Annotated in this window: 21 protein-coding genes; 10 read left to right on the top strand and 11 right to left on the bottom strand. The window is 63.5% G+C overall.

Going from position 1 to position 21,174, the window contains the following annotated elements; translation table 11 throughout:
• The first annotated feature begins 18 nt into the window (after positions 1-18).
• Positions 19-789 carry a hypothetical protein gene (locus OHA42_RS22880; RefSeq protein WP_406229911.1) on the top strand — a complete coding sequence of 257 codons (771 nt, stop codon included), beginning with the start codon at positions 19-21 and terminating at the stop codon, positions 787-789.
• 13 nt (positions 790-802) lie between these two features.
• Here OHA42_RS22880 and OHA42_RS22875 read toward each other — a convergent pair whose 3' ends face one another.
• The 5 genes from OHA42_RS22875 to OHA42_RS22855 form a co-directional block, all read right to left on the bottom strand.
• Positions 803-2,248 carry an ABC transporter ATP-binding protein gene (locus OHA42_RS22875; protein ID WP_406229910.1) on the bottom strand — a complete coding sequence of 482 codons (1,446 nt, stop codon included), beginning with the start codon at positions 2,246-2,248 and terminating at the stop codon, positions 803-805.
• A complete protein-coding gene (locus tag OHA42_RS22870; RefSeq protein WP_406229909.1) occupies positions 2,245-3,051 on the bottom strand; it encodes an ABC transporter permease subunit in 807 nt (268 codons plus the stop codon). The genes OHA42_RS22875 and OHA42_RS22870 overlap by 4 nt, the downstream gene beginning before the upstream one ends.
• Positions 3,048-3,977, bottom strand: coding sequence for an ABC transporter permease (locus tag OHA42_RS22865; RefSeq protein ID WP_406229908.1), 930 nt, complete (start codon positions 3,975-3,977; stop codon positions 3,048-3,050). Before OHA42_RS22865 ends, OHA42_RS22870 begins: the two co-directional genes overlap by 4 nt.
• Entirely contained in the window at positions 3,974-5,503 is a 1,530-nt protein-coding gene (locus tag OHA42_RS22860; protein WP_406229907.1) for an ABC transporter substrate-binding protein, read from the bottom strand. The genes OHA42_RS22865 and OHA42_RS22860 overlap by 4 nt, the downstream gene beginning before the upstream one ends.
• A 610-nt stretch (positions 5,504-6,113) precedes the next feature.
• Complete coding sequence (locus tag OHA42_RS22855) at positions 6,114-6,557, bottom strand: hypothetical protein (RefSeq protein ID WP_406229906.1); 444 nt, start codon at positions 6,555-6,557, stop codon at positions 6,114-6,116.
• A 533-nt stretch (positions 6,558-7,090) separates the two neighbouring features.
• Here OHA42_RS22855 and OHA42_RS22850 point away from each other — a divergent pair.
• Positions 7,091-7,333, top strand: a complete 243-nt coding sequence (locus OHA42_RS22850; protein ID WP_406229905.1) for a hypothetical protein — start codon at positions 7,091-7,093, stop codon at positions 7,331-7,333.
• Between the two features lie 93 nt (positions 7,334-7,426).
• On the opposite strand, the gene OHA42_RS22845 is transcribed toward OHA42_RS22850, so the two are convergent.
• The gene (locus OHA42_RS22845) at positions 7,427-7,753 is read right to left on the bottom strand and encodes a GYD domain-containing protein (RefSeq protein WP_406229904.1); all 327 of its coding nucleotides are present in this window, start codon (positions 7,751-7,753) and stop codon (positions 7,427-7,429) included.
• 984 nt (positions 7,754-8,737) lie between these two features.
• Here OHA42_RS22845 and OHA42_RS22840 point away from each other — a divergent pair.
• The 3 genes from OHA42_RS22840 to OHA42_RS22830 all read left to right on the top strand — a co-directional run bounded on the left by OHA42_RS22840 (position 8,738) and on the right by OHA42_RS22830 (position 10,882).
• On the top strand, positions 8,738-9,169 hold the full coding sequence (locus tag OHA42_RS22840) for a nitroreductase family deazaflavin-dependent oxidoreductase (protein ID WP_406229903.1): 432 nt from the start codon (positions 8,738-8,740) through the stop codon (positions 9,167-9,169).
• Positions 9,170-9,407: 238 nt separating this feature from the next.
• Positions 9,408-10,256 carry a hypothetical protein gene (locus OHA42_RS22835; RefSeq protein ID WP_406229902.1) on the top strand — a complete coding sequence of 283 codons (849 nt, stop codon included), beginning with the start codon at positions 9,408-9,410 and terminating at the stop codon, positions 10,254-10,256.
• Positions 10,253-10,882, top strand: a complete 630-nt coding sequence (locus OHA42_RS22830) for a hypothetical protein (protein WP_406229901.1) — start codon at positions 10,253-10,255, stop codon at positions 10,880-10,882. Before OHA42_RS22835 ends, OHA42_RS22830 begins: the two co-directional genes overlap by 4 nt.
• Positions 10,883-11,018: 136 nt before the next feature.
• Here the strand turns inward: OHA42_RS22830 and OHA42_RS22825 are convergent, their stop codons facing one another.
• Entirely contained in the window at positions 11,019-11,864 is an 846-nt protein-coding gene (locus OHA42_RS22825) for a class I SAM-dependent methyltransferase (protein WP_406229900.1), read from the bottom strand.
• A gap of 261 nt (positions 11,865-12,125) precedes the next feature.
• Between OHA42_RS22825 and OHA42_RS22820 the strand changes: the two genes are divergently transcribed.
• The 3 genes from OHA42_RS22820 to OHA42_RS22810 all read left to right on the top strand — a co-directional run bounded on the left by OHA42_RS22820 (position 12,126) and on the right by OHA42_RS22810 (position 15,056).
• The gene (locus tag OHA42_RS22820) at positions 12,126-12,752 is read left to right on the top strand and encodes a hypothetical protein (RefSeq protein WP_406229899.1); all 627 of its coding nucleotides are present in this window, start codon (positions 12,126-12,128) and stop codon (positions 12,750-12,752) included.
• Positions 12,752-14,284: a hypothetical protein gene (locus OHA42_RS22815; RefSeq protein ID WP_406229898.1), complete on the top strand. Its 1,533-nt coding sequence runs from the start codon at positions 12,752-12,754 to the stop codon at positions 14,282-14,284. Before OHA42_RS22820 ends, OHA42_RS22815 begins: the two co-directional genes overlap by 1 nt.
• Positions 14,285-14,513: 229 nt before the next feature.
• Entirely contained in the window at positions 14,514-15,056 is a 543-nt protein-coding gene (locus tag OHA42_RS22810) for a dihydrofolate reductase family protein (protein ID WP_406229897.1), read from the top strand.
• Positions 15,057-15,944: 888 nt separating this feature from the next.
• On the opposite strand, the gene OHA42_RS22805 is transcribed toward OHA42_RS22810, so the two are convergent.
• Complete coding sequence (locus tag OHA42_RS22805; protein ID WP_406229896.1) at positions 15,945-17,594, bottom strand: sulfatase-like hydrolase/transferase; 1,650 nt, start codon at positions 17,592-17,594, stop codon at positions 15,945-15,947.
• Positions 17,595-17,925: 331 nt separating this feature from the next.
• Between OHA42_RS22805 and OHA42_RS22800 the strand changes: the two genes are divergently transcribed.
• Complete coding sequence (locus OHA42_RS22800; protein WP_406229895.1) at positions 17,926-18,993, top strand: ADP-ribosylglycohydrolase family protein; 1,068 nt, start codon at positions 17,926-17,928, stop codon at positions 18,991-18,993.
• 155 nt (positions 18,994-19,148) lie between these two features.
• On the top strand, positions 19,149-19,295 hold the full coding sequence (locus OHA42_RS22795; protein ID WP_406229894.1) for a hypothetical protein: 147 nt from the start codon (positions 19,149-19,151) through the stop codon (positions 19,293-19,295).
• A gap of 66 nt (positions 19,296-19,361) precedes the next feature.
• On the opposite strand, the gene OHA42_RS22790 is transcribed toward OHA42_RS22795, so the two are convergent.
• The 3 genes from OHA42_RS22790 to OHA42_RS22780 form a co-directional block, all read right to left on the bottom strand.
• Positions 19,362-19,973: a TetR/AcrR family transcriptional regulator gene (locus tag OHA42_RS22790; RefSeq protein ID WP_406229893.1), complete on the bottom strand. Its 612-nt coding sequence runs from the start codon at positions 19,971-19,973 to the stop codon at positions 19,362-19,364.
• A gap of 244 nt (positions 19,974-20,217) precedes the next feature.
• Positions 20,218-20,733 carry an SRPBCC family protein gene (locus OHA42_RS22785; RefSeq protein ID WP_406229892.1) on the bottom strand — a complete coding sequence of 172 codons (516 nt, stop codon included), beginning with the start codon at positions 20,731-20,733 and terminating at the stop codon, positions 20,218-20,220.
• A gap of 23 nt (positions 20,734-20,756) precedes the next feature.
• Complete coding sequence (locus OHA42_RS22780; protein WP_406229891.1) at positions 20,757-21,137, bottom strand: alpha/beta hydrolase; 381 nt, start codon at positions 21,135-21,137, stop codon at positions 20,757-20,759.
• Positions 21,138-21,174 lie beyond the last annotated feature (37 nt).

Below are 21,174 nucleotides of genomic sequence, written 5' to 3'. Positions count from 1 at the left end.
CGCGACAACGTAGTCATCATGGGCGATGAAATCGTCGAGACCCCACCGATGATGCGTTCGCGCTATTTCGAAAACCAATTGTTGAAGCCGGTGTTCATGGACTACTTCCGGAAGGGAGCTCGGTGGTCGGTAATGCCGCGACCACTCATGACCGACGGATCGTTCGACTTCTCCTATGTCGAGGGCACCGGTTCGGCCGACGAGCCGCTGGCACCGGTCGGCCGTCCCGACGGCTCGCCATATCACGTCGGCTTCGAGATGATGATGGATGCCGCGCAGATACTGCGCTTCGGCGAGGACGTCCTGGTCAATGTGTCGACAGCTCATCACCAGCTCGCCTTCGAATGGCTGGTCCGGCAGTTCGAAGGTCGCTTCCGACTGCATCGGCTCTACCGGCTCAGCGATGATCACATCGACAGCACCGTATTGCCGCTTCGCCCCGGACTGTTGCTGGCGCGCTCGCCCGAGATCGTGGATCAACTGCCCGTCGAGCTGCAAAAATGGGACCGCATCTACTATCCCGAACCGGCAGCAGACGGCTTCCCGAGCTACGACGACAACGATCTGGTGCTCACCAGCAAGTTCATCGACATGAACCTGCTGTCCATCGACTCCGAGACCGTGCTCGTCAATTCGGCGCACACCGAACTCATCGATCTCCTCGAGGCGAACAGAATGACCGTGGTACCGGTCCAGCACCGCCACCGTCGGCTCTTCGGCGGTGGATTCCATTGCTTCACTGTGGACACCGTCCGCGAAGGCGGGCTGGAGGACTACTTCTCCGGGTAATCGCGCCCCGTGCTCAGACCAGCAGCGCCCTCGTCTGAGGTGCGCTGGGGTCTGCCAGCACCCCCGCGGTGTCTCCGTGCTCGACAACCATTCCGTCGGCAAGGACAAGGATCCGGCGGCAATACCTGGCCACAACTGCCATGTCGTGGCTGACGACCAGGACCCCGATCCCCCGTGCGATTCGAGTTCGCTCCACCAACTCCATAATCGATTCAGCGGTGCTGGTATCGAGTGCCGATGTTATCTCGTCGCAGATGAGTACATCCGGTTCAGCGGCGAGCGCGCGCGCGATCGCGACGCGCTGCCGCTGACCGCCGGAAAGCTCGTCCGGATATCGACCCAACACATCGACGTCCAGCTCCACACTGCCCAGCAGACGTGCGGCGCGATCAGCGACCTCAGCCTTTCCGGTCATCCCGTTGAGCCGCAGTGGTCGCGAAAGTGCTTGCAATACAGTCTGCTTCGGGTTGAGTGTGGACAGCGGGTTCTGCGGGATCAGCTGCACTCGCCTCCGGTCGCGGCGAGATCGGCGTGCGCGCCCGACAGCCAATTCGCGTCCATCCACCTCGAGAGTGCCCGACGCCGCGGAATGGATACCGGCCAGCACTCGGGCCAACGTGGTCTTCCCCGCGCCCGACGGCCCGACGACTGCGACCGATTCACCGGCCCCGATATTGAGGTCGACCGATGCCAGCAGCCTTCTGCGACCCGCCATTGCGGATATCGCGTGCGCCTGCAGGGCGGGCGGGCCCGCAACCACAGGATCCGAAGGCCGCGTCGCCAGCTCCAGCAGTCCCACCTGTGGCTCGCCCAGCGCAACCACGTCATCCGCGAGCCGGTGCAGAACCTTGGTGTCATGGCCCGAAACCACCACCGCGACATCATCGTCGGTGGCCAGCGAACGCAGCAGCTCCGCTATCCCGTTCCGCAGCTCCCCATGCAACCCGGCGATAGGCTCATCAACAACAAGGACACCAACTTTGCGGACCAGCGCGAGCGCAAGCGCGACCCGTCGCTGTTCACCACCGGACAGTTCGCCAGGACGCCGACAAAGACAGTGCTCGGGCAGCCCGACGCGAGCGAGCACGGTACCCAGATCGGCGTCTCTGGAATGGTTCGCCGCTTCCCTGAGCAGTGACCGAACCCGCATTGTCGGATTCAGCGCGGCACCCGGATCCTGGCTCACGAAAGCGATGTGCCCGCGGCGGAAGGACTGCAACGCACCGGGACTCAGCGCGAACACATCCTGTCCGGCGACCCGTACCGAACCGCTCGATCTAGTCGTACCGCTGGAAAGGTGGCCGAGCACCGCACGCATCAGCGTGGTCTTCCCCGCTCCGGATGGACCGGTCAACGCCGTGACGGAGCCTTGGGGAACCCACAGCGACGTCATTGCCAGCAATACCGCACCCGACGAAGAATGGATCGCGAGATCCTCGACCTGCACCCCAGTCGTCATACGCTGCTCCGCCCACGCCCGAACGCCGCAACGGCGCTGTTCACACTGACCGCCAACAGACCGATCGCCACACTCGGCGCCAGCACCGCGGCGGGGTTGAGCAGGATCCCGGAGGCGTTCTCGCGGACCATCACGGCCCAGTTCGCGTCTCCGAGGGTGGTCGGCAGCTGTAGGAACGCCGCAGTACTCACGAGGTACATCGCCTCCACGAATCGTAGGCCCAATTGAGTGAGCAGTGTTTCGCGCAGGTTCGGGAGCAGTTCTCGAAAAATGAGGTAACTCAACCGTTCTCCCCGTGCCTGCGCCGCTTCGATGAAGCCCGACGCCGCCACTCCGGTCGCCGCTGCTGCGAACACTCGCGCCGAGTACGGCGTACCCGCGATCACCGATACGACCACCAAACCCACGGCTCCGGATTCGGGCCAGGAGAGCATAAATAGCAGGATCGCCAACACCGGCGGCAACAGCATGCCCAGATCGGCGGTGCGTTCGATCCATGCCCCGGTTCTCGGATGCAGCGCTGCTATCGATCCGAGGATCGCAGCGAACGCGGTCACCAGCACGGCGATGGTCGCGCCCAGCAGCAGCAGTCCCCAGCCGCCACATAGCAACTGGCTCGTGACGTCTTGGCCGAGCCGATCGCCGCCCAGCCAGGCCGCGCTGTTGGGCTTCTCGAAGGTAATACCGACCGCATGATCGACTGTGTGCGGCGCGAGCGCGGGTCCGACTATCGCAATGGCGACAACGGCGGCCGCGGGTAACACCGCCGGCCACAGCCTCCGGGAGGTGGTCGAGGTCGTCATCGTCGACCTCGATTAGCCCAGGCACGAATGGCGTCGGCCAGCAGCAAGACGCACATGATCGTTGTTCCGGTCATTGCCACGACTGCCGCTACGAGCGCGGTATCGCGGTCGGAGACAGATCCCGCGACCATAGCGCCCATCCCTGGATAGTTGAATATCGTCTCGACAACGAGAGCGCCGCCGAACAACGTACCGACCGAGGTTGCGAAAGACGTTGCGATCGTGGGCAACGCGAACGGCAGGACGTGACGGAGTAGGACAGTCCTTTCCGGGAGCCCATTCAGAACGGCGCTCTCGACATGTGGTGCGGCGGCCGCGTCGATCAACGCGCCACGCACCACCCTCGAATTCCAGCCCGCCTGTGGTATCGCCAGGGCCGCAACAGGCAGGATCAGCATCTCCGGGCTCGCCGGATATCCGGAGCGGTCGGTGAAAGTCACCGCGGGCAGCCAATCCAGCCACAGCGAGAAAACCAGCACCAACAGCGTTGCCACCACGAATTCCGGAACCGCGATGACGAAGGCGGAGCTCGGTTGCATAACGCGAGCGGCGAAGCCGGAAGGCCGCGCGGACCACCACAACCCGCACAGCAGCGAGATCACCACCGTGGCCAGCATCGCGACCGATGCCAGCAGCAAGGTTTGTGGAAACTTGGCCGCCAACAACTCATTCACCGATTGCCCCCGGGCCGTGGTGCCGAAATCTCCAGTAGCGGCCCCACTGAACCAGTTCCAGAAACGGACCGGCAGCGGCCGGTCCAATCCCAGCTCGTGCTCCTTCGCCGCTATCCGATCCGCTCCCGCATCACGTCCGAGGACGGCCCGTGCCGCGTTTCCCGGTAGCAGGTCGACCACAACGAATACCACTGCAAGCAGTGCGATCAACAGTCCGAGCCGCCGCACCACCAGTCCGGCGAATGCGATCAACTCGACAACCAAACGCGTTCGAGCTGAACTCGGCCGTATCCTCCTAGCTTCGGCAGACCCTGGACTGCACGGGACGCAACATCGATTCCATCCGCCATGCCCCACACGATGTAACCGCCACGGTCGTACTGGATCTGTTGAATCGCCTTACTCGCCTCGGTGAACTTCACGCCCGCCGGCGCGGCGAGTGCATCGGCGTAGGCTTTGTCGAAATCCGCATCCTTGAAGCCGGTTTCGTTCCACTTCGTTCGCGACGACATGACCTTGCTGGCGAAGAACATGACCGAGTCATTGGTGCCCCAGTTCACTGTGTAGAACGGGGCCTTCAGCCAGGTGTCATCGTAGAAAGCGTTCGCTTCTTGGACGACCACTTCGATATTCAGCCCGATATCCTCGAGCTGGCTTGCGAACACCTTCGCCGATTCCACCTCACCCGCGGCCTCCTGCTTCGTGACCAGCGGATACGTTTTTCCGGTGTCGAACTTCGCGTCCGCGAGCAGTTGCTTTGCTCGGTCGACATTGCGCTTTCGCTGCGCGATCGATGAGTCGAAGGTCGGATCAGCAGTGCCCAGAATATCGTTGGCCACGCTGCCGTAGCCCGAAAGCACCTGTGCGACCATCGCTGGGCGGTCCACGGCAAGACGGAGCGCTTCCCGCACGCGCGGATCAGCGAAAGGCCCGTCGGAGGTCCTCATCGCGATGACAATCGCGACATCATTCGGACGGCGGATGACCTGGAGGTCACTGCGGGCTTCTGCCGTCCGCCCCGCGACGGCGCCGACACTCGATGCGACATCGATCTGCCCGGCCATGATCGCGTTGGCCATCGATTCAGGGCTCTCGAACAGGGTCACTTCGACAGCGTCGAGCAAGGGGGCGCCGCCGTGCCAGTTGTCATTTCGCACCAGCCGGGCGTTGCCATTGTTGTAGCTTTCGAGCCGGAACGGGCCGCTGCCAATGCCTTTGGTGAAGTCCGTGGTTCCCTTGGGGACGGCAAATGTCATCAATCGCAGCAGCAACGGCAATTGACTGTTCGGACCCGCGCAGGTCAGCACAACGGCGTTCGTGCCGACCGGCTTGATGTCATCGACCGACGACACAGGCACCTTGGTCTCACCTGCGACCTCACGCAGACGCCGAAGCGACCACACCACATCGTCGGCAGTGACCGGACGACCGTCGTGGAAGGTGGCGCCCTCGGCGATCGTGAATGTCCAATTCCGTTGCTCTGCATCGGATTCCCACTTCGACGCCAACCGAGGGGCCACGTTCGGATCGGCTCCGGGAACCGTCAGCGGATCATAGATGAGCGACATGATGAGGAAATCGCTTTCATTGCTCATCGTCGCGTGAGGATCCCGCTCGGTCTTGGATGATTTGCCGATTGCACCGATACGAAGCGTGCCGCCGCGCTGAGGCGAGCCACCAGAGCCATCGGACGAAGATCCGTCTCCACAAGCGGCGATCGCCAGTATCGCACTCAGTCCGAGGCCTGCTTTGAAGAGTTGACGCCTATTCAAATCCATCGCTCGACCTCACCCGGGTTCACGTCCTTCGAAGGTTAGCCTCTGCTAACTCGATAGAGGCTAGCGTGGCGACTCACCGACAGGCAACACCTCAACTGTTGCGATGACCGCGAATTGGGCGAGCGATCCGTCGACCACTGCGTTGATAGTCCTGGACGGTCACCTACACACGCTCGCCCTTCTCGGCACCATCCAGCAGGTCCCCGCTAACACGCTCGGTGTCACCGGTTTCGGCCAATCGGGAACGATCGAAGACCGCTACCGGCACCACGGCATCGACAGCGTCATTGGGGCGCACTGCAACTCACGTACCTGTCCGACTGACAACGTGGGGCGACGATCTGAATCCCCAGGTGCGCCACATCGCACGCCGAACTCCATTCGGGCACAGCCGAACTCGGCGACGCAAGGTAGGAGGAACCCGAGTCCGGGTGACAGAAAACGGTCTGGCAACCCGGCGCTGTCCGGACCGAAGGGCAGTGTCGCTGTGTCGCCACGCCTGCGGTTGTCCAGGATTGCTGCGGATCGACAGCGCCAGCGGGGCCGCTGCGCAGGCCGGGAAATCTGACCCCAGAACTGATCAGTCCTAGGCCCACGCACCAGGCACGGGCTAGGGCACCAGCAGATACCACTCCGCGAACGGGCCCTGGATCGGCCATGTATCGGCCATGATCTTGGCCGGACCCATCCCCACCCACAGGTCGACGGTCACGGTGTCGCCTTGCGCCGCATCGGTATGCACGTATACGTCCTGGGTCCGCCCGCCCGCTGAGCCCACCCACCCCAGCATCACGTGATTGCCGCACGGCCCGCGCTGGTAACCCAGTGGTGTGACGTGCGCCAGCACGTGGCCAGGCTGATGTGGTGCGGCCTCCACCGCCACGCCGATCGCCCCGGCACAAAAATTCGCATCGCCGAAGGTATAAAGCGTGGTACCTAACGGCGCCCATTGCGGTAGCGGATCCGCCTGCGCCGGTGTCACCACCGTTCCGCACACCAGCGCACCGATTCCTACCGAAACCATAACCCCCGCGACCATCCGCCGCACCGTCATCCGTCGATGTCCTTCCCACGCAATCACACTCGCGGGCTTACTACCCGCACCAGCCATACGGCCGGGGACCGACCCCACCGACATCGCAGCGGCGAGTAGCGGGAGTCGTTCCAGCAGTGAGCGTATCGAACAAGCTCGGCCGCAGCGAACGTTCAGGCGTTCTCACAGCGGTACGGAGCGCAGCCGTCTTCCCGTCGAGATCCCTTGGCCGGTAACAGTTCTGCCCCGATACCGGTGGCGGCGAGCGACTCGCTGACCGGCCCCCCAGCCTCGACTGATCGACATGACGACTCGGTGCACTGCACACCGCAAACTAAAACCAGCCATCCTGGTGCTGCTTACAGCACCTCCATTGGATGAACGCACTCTCCTGGACCCGGTCCTGACGCCAGTTGTAAGTAGCCGCATCCGGAGCTGTCTGAACACCTATCCGATATCCGGATCGGGGACACGCGCAAGCCCGGACGCCGATCTCCGCGAGTACTCGGTTTGCATCCCGCTGGCCAATTGGTTGGGGGCTCATTCCCGTTGGCTTGCCCCAACATCGAGAGCACAGGACAATACCCACGACATCGAAACTGACCGGAATCGTCGCGCTCGTCAGCGGCGCAAGTATCGGTATCGGCGCCGCCACCGCCCGCAAACTCGCCGACACGGCGCCTTCGTCGTGCTCGCGGCCCGCCGCAGAGGCGTTCGACAACCTGATCGAAACCTACAAGGACGACGCGATCTGGGAACTGATGCACTTCGGCCACCCACGGTGGCCGCGGCAATAGCCGAATCCTCCGCCCACAACCGTGGGCGGACGCCGAATCGCACTGTCATGCTCAGCAAGTCGAAATAACAATCACGACACCAGACGGGAGGAACTACGGCCCGACCTGGGGCGGCAAGTACGTGACGTCGCGCGCGACTGCTTCATCGATCTGCTCGGGGGTCAGTAGTGCCACTGTGTGTGAGACCGCCGCTCCATATGCCGCAGTACGGATTGCGAGCGCAGCGGCAGCAACCTCGTCCGGAACATCGCCGATGACGAACAGGTCGTCTTCACCGAAAGCGAAATAGCAGGCTTCTACCTGGCCGCCCACGCTTTCGACCATCTCCGTGATGGCTACTCGGCGAGCGCTGCCCCCCTGAGCGAGCAGGCCACGCGCTCCTTCCTGGGAGTAGCTGACCCGCCACAAATATTTGGGCATCTCGTGTCGCCTCCTCCTCGCAATACCACCGCGTCCCGCATCCACTCGGTGCGCCCGAGACTACGGTCTCGACTACCGAATAGGCGGCAATGTCGAAGCAATTCCCAGCAATGATGCAGCAATGTGATGGTGCATGCTACGGCTCGGCCTCGTATCATATCATTGACAATGCGAAAAAAGGCGCCGAACACTGGAATGTTGTCCTGATCGGATTGCCTTGCATCAGGGGCGTAGCGTTATTGCGGATCTCCAGAATTACACCACGGGCGGCGTTGCTGCCACAGGTCGGCGACCTGGAAATTGCCGCGACCACTGCTCGCCTCAGGTCGGTATCCCTCACGAGCCGGCCTCGGCACTTGTGGCGGATACGATAAGACGAGTAGCTCGCTACTCGTTCAGGTCGGGCGATCCGTGGCGCACCATACGACCGATGCTCGATGAGGGCCGCGCACCATGTCTCACAACGATGGTAGGTCCGATAACGAGCTTCTGGGCGCCGGCGCAACGGGCGAGATCGACGCTGGTGGTAACTACACGAATCTGAAGGACTTTCCGCCCGCACATTTCGGGAAATGGAACCTTATCGTGGATTGAGAAACGCCGGTCTGCTCCGGCAATTAAAAGTATCGTTGATTCGCCGACGCGCCTCTCAGCGACTACAGACGCATATACGTGTGCCGTCGCCAGCCAATCGCGCGGCGCATGACCGTCCAAGTCGTGCGCGGCTAGAACCCGCGCCCCGGACGTCGACGCCATCATCCCCAGTGCTGGGTGCTGGTATACCGAAATATCAGAAGGCGTCGAACAGTTGGGGCTATGCCGCGTGGACTGTAGGAGTGCCTGAGGTGGGGGCTGAGTGATACGGAACTGCACGGCTTCGAGAGTTCTCCCGGAGCCCGGATCCACACGACGGGAGGTGCTGGTGTTCGAAGTGCCCGCGGTAGTGCGCTTCGCGCAGTCGCGTTCCGGTGTAGATTCCGCAGCATGCCCAGTGATGCCCAACTGAAAATCCAGAACGTCATCCACCGTGCCCTGCTCAAAGTAAGCGGCGGGAAGCTGGGCAAAACCATCGTGGGTATGCCGACCCTCGAGCTCACCACGATCGGTCGCAAAACCGGTGAGCCGCGAAAGGTCATGCTGACCGCGCCGGTCATCGATGGCGAGACGATCGTGATCGTGGCCTCGCGCGGCGGCGACCCCACCCACCCGGCGTGGTTTCTGAATCTGCGCGACAATCCTGATGTCGAGGTGTCGCTGCAGAGCGGTCCCAAGCAAGCGATGGCGGCTCACGTGGCCACCACGGAAGAACGCGCGGCGTTGTGGCCCCGGGTTGTCGCGGCGTACGAGGGCTACGCCGGCTATCAGCGCAAGACCACCCGTGCGATCCCGCTCGTGCTGTTGACGCCGAATCAGTGAGATCTCATACGCTCCGGTCGTGCTCTTCCAAGCTGCGTTGCCGGTCATTGTGATGGCGAAGCAGTCCGGTCTCCTCGAATTTCGCAAGCTCACTCGGTCCGACCCCATCCCCGCGCTGTTCCTGCAGGCACGAGCGCCGAAACAGGTAGTGCGCTACTCATGTCGACACCTCGGGACGGGAACAGACTGACTCCGGGGCACGGATCCCCCGAGCCTCCCGCGTCTCGGAGAGGTGATCATGAGAGGCGACGCGCGAGTGTTCCTTGTCGCGGTGGCCGCGGCTGGGCTGCTCGGCGCGGTATCGGTACCGATCGCCGCGACGGCGCCTACGACGACCTGGCCGGTCCCGCCGACCGGAACGTCAGGGAGCTCCGGTACGTCCCCCACACCGTCCGCGAGTCCTGATACGGTCCCCGAATCCACTGTCCGCGTGCCGCCCACCGCCCAACGCGGTACGCAAATCACCATTTACGGCGATTACTGGCCCTGCGACGCGGTGAGCGTCGCACCGAACTGGTCTGATTCGGTGACCACCGCCTACGTCCACCAGTATTCGTTCGATGCTCCCGTCAGCGTGCCCGACCGGGCCGAACTCGGCGCGCATTCGATCAACGTCACCTGCCGCGCGACATACGACCACGTTATCCGGAAGGAAGCGTCCATCAAGATCGTCCCCGCGCAGGTCGGCCCGACCACCACGACGACCACCTCCAAACCCACGACCACCGAGCCCGTCACGCGGCCACCCACCACGCAACCGCCGACCACGCAACCGCCGACCGCAGCGCCACGGAGCGATGATCATCGGCGGGACAACCACATCGGCGACGCGCTTGGCATCGGCGGGTTTCTTCTCGCCGTCGGTGTCGCGACGCTCGTACTGCACCGGCGGCGCAAGCACCCGACCGATCCGGCGCGTGCGTACCACCGTGATCCGCACCCGCCGCAGGTATGCGTACGTGTGGTCGAGGACATCAGCCCGTCGATTTACGTTCGGCAGATCACCCGCCCCGCCCACGCTCCAGCTGTTCAGGTTCGGCTGAGCGGCGGCGAGCCACGTCTACATGTCAGGGAGGTGCCCAGATGACGAGTCCCGCATCGATCACGGCTCGGGCGGTGCTGCTCCCGGGCGCCGCGCGCGAGGCCGGCGTGGGCGAGCTGGCCGAGCGCCTGCACGAGAGAGGTGTCGAGCAGCTGGCGCTGCGTCGAGCGCCAGTCGTTACCGTGGTCCTGCGGTCGGCGGCGCTGCGCGAGCTGGCCAGGGCGGTCGACGGGCTGCTCGAGATCGACCTCGGCAGGGTCGCGGTCGCGGGTTGGCGCCGCTACGACCGGCTTCGCCGTACGGCGATGCGAACCTGCCCGGACCGAGTCGAGCAGGTCGAGTTGTTCGAACACGAGGTCACCCACACCTGCTGTCCACGGCTCGAGGTCACCGTGGACGGAAACCGGGTGGGCGAACTTGCGCTCGAACTCGGCGTTGCGTTGCTGCTTCAGCCGCTCGCGGCAACCGTGCGCGGCGGCATGCTGGTGGCGTTGGGTCCTGGTGACTGCACTGTGACAGTTTCCGTCGCCGCGCCGGAAGTCGGGCCGATCCTGCAGCGCAAACGCACGCTCCACGTGGCGACCATGGTCGACCTGCGACGGCCGATCCCGCTCATCGGCCGCCAGCCGGCCCGGCCTCCCGCGACACCGGGCGCCGATCTCACCGCGTGAGCAGGCCGTCGCTCCGAACGCACGACGCCCTCACTCGTAGCCGTGAATCCGCTCGCGGTCCTGGTAGACCGGTGGTGGCTGGCATGTCGGACAAATCTGATCCGAATGACGTCCAGGGACAAGGGATCCTGGGCACTCACGCCGTGCCGGCGTGGATCAGGTGCGGTCCTGAATGCATAGGGCGAGCGGTTGTTCGGATGCCGTAGGTGGCCAACAGCTGTGTCGCGGAACGGTCTTCGACCCGATCGAAACCGAAGGACAACAAATTGCCGCGGATCTCGTCCGCGGTAAAGAAACTGAGCCACGGTTCGCCCACCGCGGCCACACGATCTGCGCGTGCCTGTTGTAGTCCGGCCGCGGGATCGTGGGGTGTCGAGGAGACCGGATACAGGTAGTCGAAAACCACCTCCGCGGGTCCGCCGTGGCCGGCGATGTAGCGAAGAGTGTCCTCGACCGACGTTCTGGTCAGGTACATGACAACGCCGAGCCAGATGAACACCGCGCTCCGAGCGCGGTCGAGCCCTGCCTCGGCCAATCCGTCTGCCAACGTGGATTGTTCGAAATCAATCGGGGCGAAGGTCAGCGATGACGGGATCGCGATTCCGGTCTCGGACAGTCGGCGCCGCTTCCACTCCTGGGTATCGGGGTGATCGACCTCGAAAAATCGCACGTCCTCGTGGGTATTGCGGTAGGCGGTGGTGTCCAGTCCAGCCCCGAGGATCACTACCTGACCAGTCCCCCGGGCGACCGCGGCCGCCACGATGTCATCAGCGAATCGGCTGCGCGCCGCGATAAACAACCGCCGCCGACGAGCCAGATCCTGATCGAGACCATTGTCGAATTCATTTGCCCGCAAGTCGGATTCGCCGATGATCTGCAGAGCTAACGGATCGGTGAACACCCGTGGCTCGTCGGCAACCTGATGGTCGGCCCTCGCGCGCGCTACGGCCATTGCGGTTCTACTCGGTTGCCCGACCTGCATGCCCGCCACCTTACCGACTCGGTCTGGCCGCAACTACGGAGCAGGCGGGGAGAACTCGCGTTCGACCGGTCGGGATGTGGGGCTCGTGCGGATGTAGGAACTCTGGCCGATGCGGACGGCGGATGGGTCAGGCCTCTAGCTCGTCGACTGGAGCCGCATGCGCCTGCCTGCTCGACGACTGGACCATTCGTTACATGTTGACGTTTGATGTCGATATGTAATACTCGCTTGGCCCGGCGATCACGAGAGGGAGGTGCGCCGTTGACCGACAACGCCCGAGAGGCGCTCGAGATACTTCGCGATGCGAGTCAATTCAAGTGGTATGTGATCCCGCTTCTGCTGATCGTCATCTACATCTATGCCGTCGAAATCGAGCGGCGGAACTGGAATGTCCTGTTCGCTGGACTCGCGTTGTGGGGCATGGACTGGTTCAACGAGATCTGGAACGCCCTGGTCTTTCATTTCACCGGTCGTGCGCCGGTCTGGGGCGCGGCCGGCCCCACCGCATATCAGATCCTCATCGGCCTCAACATCGAGATCTGCTTCATGTTCGCCATCATGGGGATCGCGGCGGCAAAGATGTTGCCGCCCCGCGAGACCCGCATCTTCGGCCTGCCAAACCGGCCAGTTCTCATCGCGGTCAACTCCGCCGCGGCGGTCGGCGTCGAAGTGTTGCTCAACAAGACCGGGGTACTCACCTGGGAATGGTCGTGGTGGCAGCCAGGCTTCCCCGTCCTCATCTGGCTCATCGGCTATGTACCGTTCTTCGCGGTCTGCTTCTTTGTGCATGATCTGCCCACCGTGCGTGCCAAAGCACTCACACTCGGCGCGATCCTCGGCGTCGACGCCGTCGCGATCCTCGGCTTCGGCGCCGCGGGGTGGCTGTGATGCGACCCGAAGCCATCCGGCGTACCGCCGTTGCCGCTGTGACCGGGCTGGTATTGGCCGGGGCGGCAACGCATTCGGTGACTGTCGCGGACCCCGGCTGCGCGCCGGTGGGCACGGTCGGCACCCCGGAAGTGACAGTCGACGAATCCACTGCCGGACTGGCGGCGTTGGCTCCTGCCGCCGTCGACCTGCCCGAGCGGATCCACTTCCGCACCACCACCGACTCGTTCAACCGACGCTGGACATTCGCCAACCGTGACGGCCACGTATACGTGAAAGAGTCCGCCGCCCAGGGCGGTTGGCGCACCGTGGCGCTGCCGGGCTGCCTGGAGGGTCGCGTCGTCGGTGTCTCCGCCGACGACGACGAGGTGATGATGATCGACCGCGACGGCCGGTTCTACACCATGGACCACGCGCTCAGCGCACCCCGGGACTGGAACTGGAGCAGCCGCTACGGCACCCCACTGTGGACCGGCCCCGGAAACACGCTGCCCCCGGGCACTCGCACCTGGTCCTGGTCGGTTCTCTCACCCAACGAGGACCACGTCTGGCGAGATACCGCCGGCAACGATCACCCGGTCGGCGGAGCGAAGGTGTCGCACGTCTATGCGCTCACCCACGATGGTCAGCGCATCCAGTACATCGATCCCTGGTTACCGGTGGATCACAGCTACGAGATGGCGACGCCGCACGGCGGTCGGTTCCAGGCGGTCGCGCTGTCCACGAGCGCATCGACCTCGCTGATCGTCAATCGTTTCGGCGACTTCTACACGCGCCTCTACGATTTCGACATCTCCGGCGCCGACAAGGTGTTCTTCCGCTACTCCTATCACGATCAGAGCGAACTGCCCGAGGCTCCCGACATGCTGTCGGAACGCATGGACAGCCGATACGCCGCGATTCAGCTGCCCGCACCGGACTGGATGCGGCAGCCGAAGGTGCCGGGCGAAATCACCGACCGCATCTCCATTCACCGGACCGGGCCCGGCTCGTCGGCCCGGGAACTGCGAGTCGAGGGCCGTGACGGCGGTCGAACCGGCTACTGGACAAAGCAACTCACCGACGAGTCGTGGACATTCGTCCGTACCGATCAGCCTCTTGCCGGGGCTGTGCTGGAGAATTCGCCGACCGATCGTTCGCTCGATACGCTGGCGGCCCCTTCGCCGTACGACTATGACGGCGTCTTTGTGCAGGGGTGGAGAGCACAAGTGCACACCTTCGATGTGGCCGTCACCCCGACACCGCTTCGGATCGACTTCGGCGACGGTAAGCAGCTGGATCTGATTCTGCACACTATCGACGGGTTGCGCCAGACGCCACAGCAGCCGGGAATCTCCAGTCAGCCACGATATTTCGACGGGACGATAGAACTGGCGCCGAAGCTGCTGGCGGGCCTCGACGCGCAGCCCGCCGTGGTACGCGAATTCGTCCGAAACATACTGGGCGGGAACCGTTTCACGGAAACCTCTGTCGATGTCACCGATACCCGGTTCCACATCGCCCGGCTGGATCTGACCTTGAACCGATCCTGATTCGACTCGACCGGCGCGGCCTTCTGGACCGCCGGGCGACCGGCGGCAGGGCGACCGGTCGGGTTTATGGGATGTCGGTGGCTGACGTTCGCGGTTGACTCGTCGGCTCCCGCGACGGCGACTCGGTGGACGTCAGCGTAGGTCCGTCAACCGACCGGAAGGAAACCGTAAACCCCTGTCGGCACAGTTGGGGTCAACGCACCGACCACACCCGATAGAGGACAGACCAATGCGCAAACTTGTCGAATCCACCTTCGTCACCACCGACGGCGTCATCGCCGAACCGCACAGGTGGAGTGCCCCGTACTGGGACAACGAGCATGCCGATTACGCCGCCGGACTGCTTTTCGCCTCCGATGCACTCCTGCTCGGTCGCGAAACCTATACGGGCTTCGCCAGTGCGTGGCCGACCCGGCCCGCAGGTGACGAGTACACCGACCGTATCAACGCCATGCCCAAATACGTTGCCTCACGGACCTTGCGGCAAGAAGACGCGACCTGGAACGCGACAATTCTGCAGGGCGATGTCACCGAAGCGGTTCGCGTGCTGAAAGAACAGGACGGGGCTGACATCCTCAAATTCGGCACCGGCTCCTTATCGCACCTCCTGCTCGACAACAAGCTCGTCGACGAGTACCACTTCTGGATCTTCCCGACCATCGCCGGCGCGGGCACCCGCCTCTTCGAGGGCCGCGACGTCAGCCACCTCGAACTGCTCGACACGACCACCTTCAAGTCCGGCATCGTGGTCCACCGCCTCGCCCCGCGCTGAACAGCCCGAACCGAAGACCCGGCCCTATCCGGACCGGGTCTCATATTTTGCGACAGCGGGCGACGCACTTCGGTAACCACAATCCGGACATATTCGACAATAGTGGCATCAATAACGGTCGGTATCGGACCTGCGCGCGTCACCCAAACCGAGGATGGCCAGAGCGGCGGTCACAACCGGACATCATTACGGCACCAATCAAGTAGCCATGGAAGATCTATTTGGAAATAATCAGCCTCAGTCGAACATGTCTCGATACTAGAGGATTAACCCTCTTTCAATGTCTTTCATATTGATGCAGAATTGTTGGGATCAATTCCATCTGCTCAACCCGAAGGAGTTCGCCATGCGAACCAAATTAGCACTCTCGCTGGCCGCAGTCGCCACAGCATCATCCCTCGGGATGATCGCGCCTGCTATCGCGTCAGCGGAACCGTCGCCAGCGGCACCGGAAGTCGTGCAAGTAGTCGGCTCCGTGACAGTGTGCCTCTGGTTGCCATTCGGATCCGCCAGTATCGGTATTTGCATCTGAGTCCGGCACATATTCCGCACTGCCGCCATACGCCGAGCGCGAAGCTCCACAAAAAGCCTGGTCGGGGCCGCTCGGCACAGGGATGGACCGGGGTCTCCCACTCGCCCGAAGGGGATCATGACTTCCCTGGTCCATGCAGTTGGTCTGGCACTATTCCGGGTTGCAGCATCAGAACTAGTCAGTCCGTCGTCGAACCTACTGCGCTTTGACAATTGCATCGCACCATCTTCTTTCTAATTCCGATAACCACATTGCCAACTACCGTAACAAAACAACTCCGACACAATGCACCACGCCGATGAGCGCGCTGACCGCACCCACCCGGCATGATCGAGCCATAACGATCCGGCCCGGGACTACTTGGGCAGGGCGTTTTGCAGTTCACCGAGCACGTGTTGCGCAATTGCGAGAATATTGTGTTCCTGCGCCAGATAATCTGCCCAGCCTTGCTCCTGAGCTTGGCGCAGGTGGCCTGGAAGCGGCTGGTTCAGTTCCGAAATGGCTTGTTGCAGTAGCGGTTCCATCTGGGCGCGCAGATCACCATTACGTGCGGCTTGGTTGTCGAGTTCGAGTTGCCCGCCCGCCGCCGCGTAGTCATAGAGCTCGAATTCTTGTTGCTGAGCTGGGTCTACTTCTATTCGTCCGTTGATGAAGTGTGAATAGGACACGTATTTCGCGTCGGCGGTGCGCACCGCTGCAACGTGTGCAGGTGCATTCTGGTTGAAGAGCACGGCCGCCTCTTCGATGGTGGGTTCGTCGGTGGCGTGCACGATCCAGGGCCGCCCCGGTTTGCTCCTATCGCGGCACAGGGCTGCGATGTCGAGGCGATCGGCGAGGTGTGCGTACCTCGCGTCCCCGCGCCATGCGCTCCCGCCCGAGGCGATCGTCAGTAGCAGTGGGGTGATATCGGCGCTGGAGGTGAGCTGTTCACGGGTACTGGTCGAAGACTTGGGGCTGAGTAGACCGCGGGGATCGTGCACATACAGCGGTACCCTGATCGCCTCGTCGTAGGCGGCGCCACCTTTGCCGTGCAGCCCGTGCGAGCCCGCGTAGTCCCCGTGGTCGGAGGTGAAGACGATGACGGTGTTGGCGGCGACATCCGGGCGCTCGTACAGCGCGTCGAGCACTCGGCCGATCTGGATATCGACCTGCTGTTGCAGCCACAGATAGAAGTTGCGCATGTCGATCCACTGCTGCTCGGCACCGGGAGTTCCGTAGGGAGCCCACCCGAACGCGACCGCCGAGGCTTCCACCAATGCCAGCTGCAGGCGAGGCTTCTGAGCCAGCTGCTCGAGGCTTTCGTAGTTCGCGGGCAGGTCGTTCATCCAGCGTGGAATGTCGAGCTGCGCTTGGAGGCGTTGGGTCCATCGAGGCCACCATTGGATGTCGTGCGGATTGACCAACGACACCGTGCAGCACCACGGCGCTCGACCTGCTTCCGCATCGAGCCATCCGATGAATTGGTCGACGATGGCCGGGTCCATCTGCAAGCCCTGTCCGGGCGCACCGTTGGGCGACGGATAGGTGCCGCCCGTGAATCCATAATTCGCGAGCGACCCCGGAATCGTGTCCGAATCGTGGCCGAGATGCCACTTCCCCCACCACGTCGTCTCGTATCCGTGTTCGCGGATCATCGAGCCCCAAGTGGGGAACAACGGTGACAACGTGGACTGTGAGGTCATCATGCAACCGGTCTGATGAGAGTACAAGCCGGTCAGCAGGACTCCACGCGACGGTGTGCAGTCGTTGGCCGCGGTGTAGTGCTGCTCGAATGACACAGCGCCTCGGCGGATTCGAGCGATATGCGGCAGTATCCCGTCCAACGCTTCTTGGTCGGGGAACCACATCGGCGCACGCATCTCGTCTACGAGCACAACGAGGATGTTCGGCCTATCAGGGTCGACATCGGCGCGGGCTTTACCGGCCCCCGTCGCGCCCGACGCCGCGGTGGCAGCCGTTGCGGCCGCGGCACCGCGGGCAAAGAAAACACGCCTGCTGATCGTCACGCTTCTACTCCGTTCACGGAATGTTGCACATGTCGATTACCTGGGATCTGGTCGAGCAGTCGGTACCCAGCGGAAGTGTCGCTATGGATCCGGGGGCCTCACCTGGTACGCCGGACTCGACCGCAATCGGCACTATAACGTCGATGTACTCGTGGATTTGGTAGGCAGGCTGCGTGGATTCCCAGTGCAGTCGCGCAGCAGAGGTCACCGAACGGAGCGATCATCCGGGGTACGTGCGTGTTCATCGTTGGGGCGCGCCGCTGTGTAGCGGGCAAGGCGGCAGGACCTGTGCGGAATAGATGCGTAATGATGGTGTCTCGTGGTGGATTACATGACGGTCTTCGACCGGGTTCGGGGCTCCCTGCTAGGCGGGGCGGTTGGTGACGCGCTCGGGTGGCCTATCGAATTCCTGCAGCTCCAGCAGATTCGCGAGCGATATGGCCCTGACGGTGTGACGGGATTTCTACCGCAGTACGCTGAGGGTGCGCCGCAGCAGATTACCGATGACACCCAGATGACCCTGTTCACCGCGGAGGGGTTGTTGCGGTCGGCGCCCGGTATCGATCCCGTGCCGGCGCTGCGCCGGGCGTATCTACGCTGGCTACAGACCCAGCGGCAAGAGGGACCAGCATCGGATATCGATGGCTGGCTGGCGGGTTTGCCGTTTCTGTATGCGGTGCGTGCGCCAGGGAATGCGTGCATGTCCGGGCTGGGTCAGCAGGCACGGGGATATCTCGCACCGCACCCGTTCGGTGAACCCGGTCCGGTGAATCCGGGGTCGAAAGGATGCGGCACGGTGATGCGCTCCGCGCCGTTCGGACTGGCCGGCATGGGGCCTGATCGTGCGTTCGCCACGGCCGCGGGGGCTGCGCAGTTGACTCACGGGCATCCCACGGGATATCTCGCGGCTGGTGCGTTCGCGGCACTGGTCGATCGCGTGGTGAGCGGTATCGAACTGCCAATTGCCGTGCAGCAGACGGTCACCCAGCTCACGGAGATACCCGCAACAGCGGAAACAGCGGCGGCACTCACACGCGCCGTCGAGTTGTCCGAGCATGCAGCCACCGCAGAACTCCTCGAGCAGGTAGGCGCGGGATGGATCGCCGAGGAATGCCTGGCCATCGCGGTGTTCTGCGCCCTGCACGCGGCCAAGACGAACGATGTGCGCGCAGCACTGCTGTTGTCGGTGAACCACTCGGGTGACTCCGATTCCACCGGCGCGGTCGCCGGCAACCTGATCGGCGCCATCCATGGTGTCTCCGGGCTGCCGATGGATTGGGTGTCTACGGTCGAGGGGCGAGATGTGCTGGTCCAGGTCGCCGATGACCTCGTCATGAACTATGGACTCGGCGACCGGTCCGCACTCCATGCCCGATACCCGTTCGACGAAGGCCTATGACAGGCCGGTCGTGACGTCTACGCGGGGCTTTCGTAACCTCCGAACTCCCGCACAAGAGCATCACGCCTCATCAATCGGCTACGGCCACCCGAGTCGTCGGCTCAACCATTCTCGCGGTACCTGAGCCGAGCGTGCTTGGTAGTGCCGCAGTTTCGGTGAGTGTGGCGGCGCGGGCAGGCGACTACTGCGCATCCAGTGACACCATCGAGCTCAGCGCCGAACAGGTCGAACGGCTCGACAACCTCACCCCGGCCGCCGGTGCGCGCCACGACGAAGGACATATGGCCGTCATCGACCGTTGACCACGTCCATGGCGGGAGGCGCCATTTTGTCGATCAGCAGCGAAGGGGGCGCGCTCGCCCGCGACCTCAACGATCTCGTTCCGCGCCGCTTCCGATCCTGGATGAGCGGGCCAGCGCTATCGGCTCGATGACCTGAGCGGCATGCTCGGCGAAACGTTCTCGATCGACGGCGGGTCCCTCAGTGACTCGTCGTCGATAGAGAAAGGCCAGTGCGCCGAAGATTGCCACAGCGTTGAGACGGACGTCGACCGCGTCGTGTTCGGTCGCCGCGATATTGCGCACACCGATCGATCGGACGATCGGCCCGACGAATTGCTCGATCAGTGCTATTGCTCGGGTCGCCAGCACCGGCGAAACCTGCGATTCGATGAACATGATCCGGCCTCGTCGCGGATCGGTCATCAAATAGTCGGTGAATGCGTCGACCCCGAGCCGAACCAAGTCTGGTGTGGACGTCTGGGCGGTCGCCAGCGCCGATAACAGCGCACCACGCGCGTCGAGCACAACGATCTCCAGAACGGTGATCATGAGCTGGTCGATGTTGGTGAAGCTTTCGTAGAAGTACCTCTCGGTCAGTGCGGCCTCGCGGCACACGCTGCGCATCGAAATGCCCGCGACACCGGCCACTCCCATCAATTCGGTGCAGGCCTCGATCAGCCGTGCACGCCGGGAGGCCACGCGGTCTGCCGACGCAATCCCCCGCCACCTGCGCCCTCCGAACTCCGACCTATCGGACACGTCGACCGTGGCTCCGTCCGCTGTTCGAACCCGATTACGTCCACGACGCCGACCCGGGCCGCCGCCTCGCTGAGTCGGCCCGGTCGAGGTCAGTTCACTTGGCGCGCGTCCTCGCCCCAATACTTCTTGCGCAACTCGCGCTCGAGAATCTTGCCCGCACCGGAGATCGGCAACTCGGTTTTCCTTACTTCCCGGCTCCGGGCAAGACTGGGCTGTCCTGGATGCGGCGGCTGATGCCACGCGCGATACCCGAGGTGACGATGCGATTGGCCGGGTCGAGCAGCCACAACAACGGCCGGACGCCCGTCTCGCCTTCCAACGCGAACGTCCACGTCAATCTTGTACCGCCAGTGGTCTTTTCGAGGGTGATGTCCTCGCCGAAGCGGCGTAGCCCCGGGATGGATGCCGCGTCGACGGTGAATGTCATGCGCTCGTCGACATTCCAGCGGTAGAACCGTTCCTCGAGCCGGACCGCGCCTGCCAGTGTCACCACGCGCGTGGTGCCCACTCCGAAGGGCCGTGGCGAGGTCCATTCCACTCGGGTGATCATCGATGACCACGACACGAGGGCATCGTCGGCGCACAATGCTTCCCATACCCTCCCCGGAGGGGCCAGGATATCGATGACGTGTACGTAGCGGCGGCCGGCCGTAGCGAGAAACGTGTCGTCGGATTCGTCGAGGGTGTACTTGCGTGCCATGGCTGTCGTCCCTTTCGGAGTGCTCAGACCGCGAGGGTGGCGGCGCGGTCGAGATTGGTGGTGATGAACAGGGCGGCGGCGCGGTATGCCGAGCGCGACTCGGGAATCAGGGCCGCCAAGGCATGGAAGACGTGCATCTGATCCGGCCACACCTGCAACTCGCACCGCGCACCCGCTCGGTCGAGCCGGTCGGCGAGTTCGATCGAGTCGGCGGTCAGGAACTGGGCGTCACCGACCTGGATCAGTCTCGGCGGCAAGGTCATTCCACACGTCGGACGCAAGTCCAGGCGCGGATCGGCAGAACCGTCGGTGTATAGATCGACGACGGCGCGGGCCCGCGCCACCGTTGCCGTGCTACCCGAATGCCGTACCGATTGACCGGAGCCATACTGGTGAACTGTCACACCCGCCAGCTGACGAGAAATCCGGGAGCGCACCGAT

This window comes from Nocardia sp. NBC_01009 (assembly GCF_045208035.1).
Classification (GTDB): Bacteria; Actinomycetota; Actinomycetes; order Mycobacteriales; family Mycobacteriaceae; genus Nocardia.
Note: the sequence above shows the minus strand (reverse complement) of the source record. Positions and strands in the feature narration are given on the sequence as shown.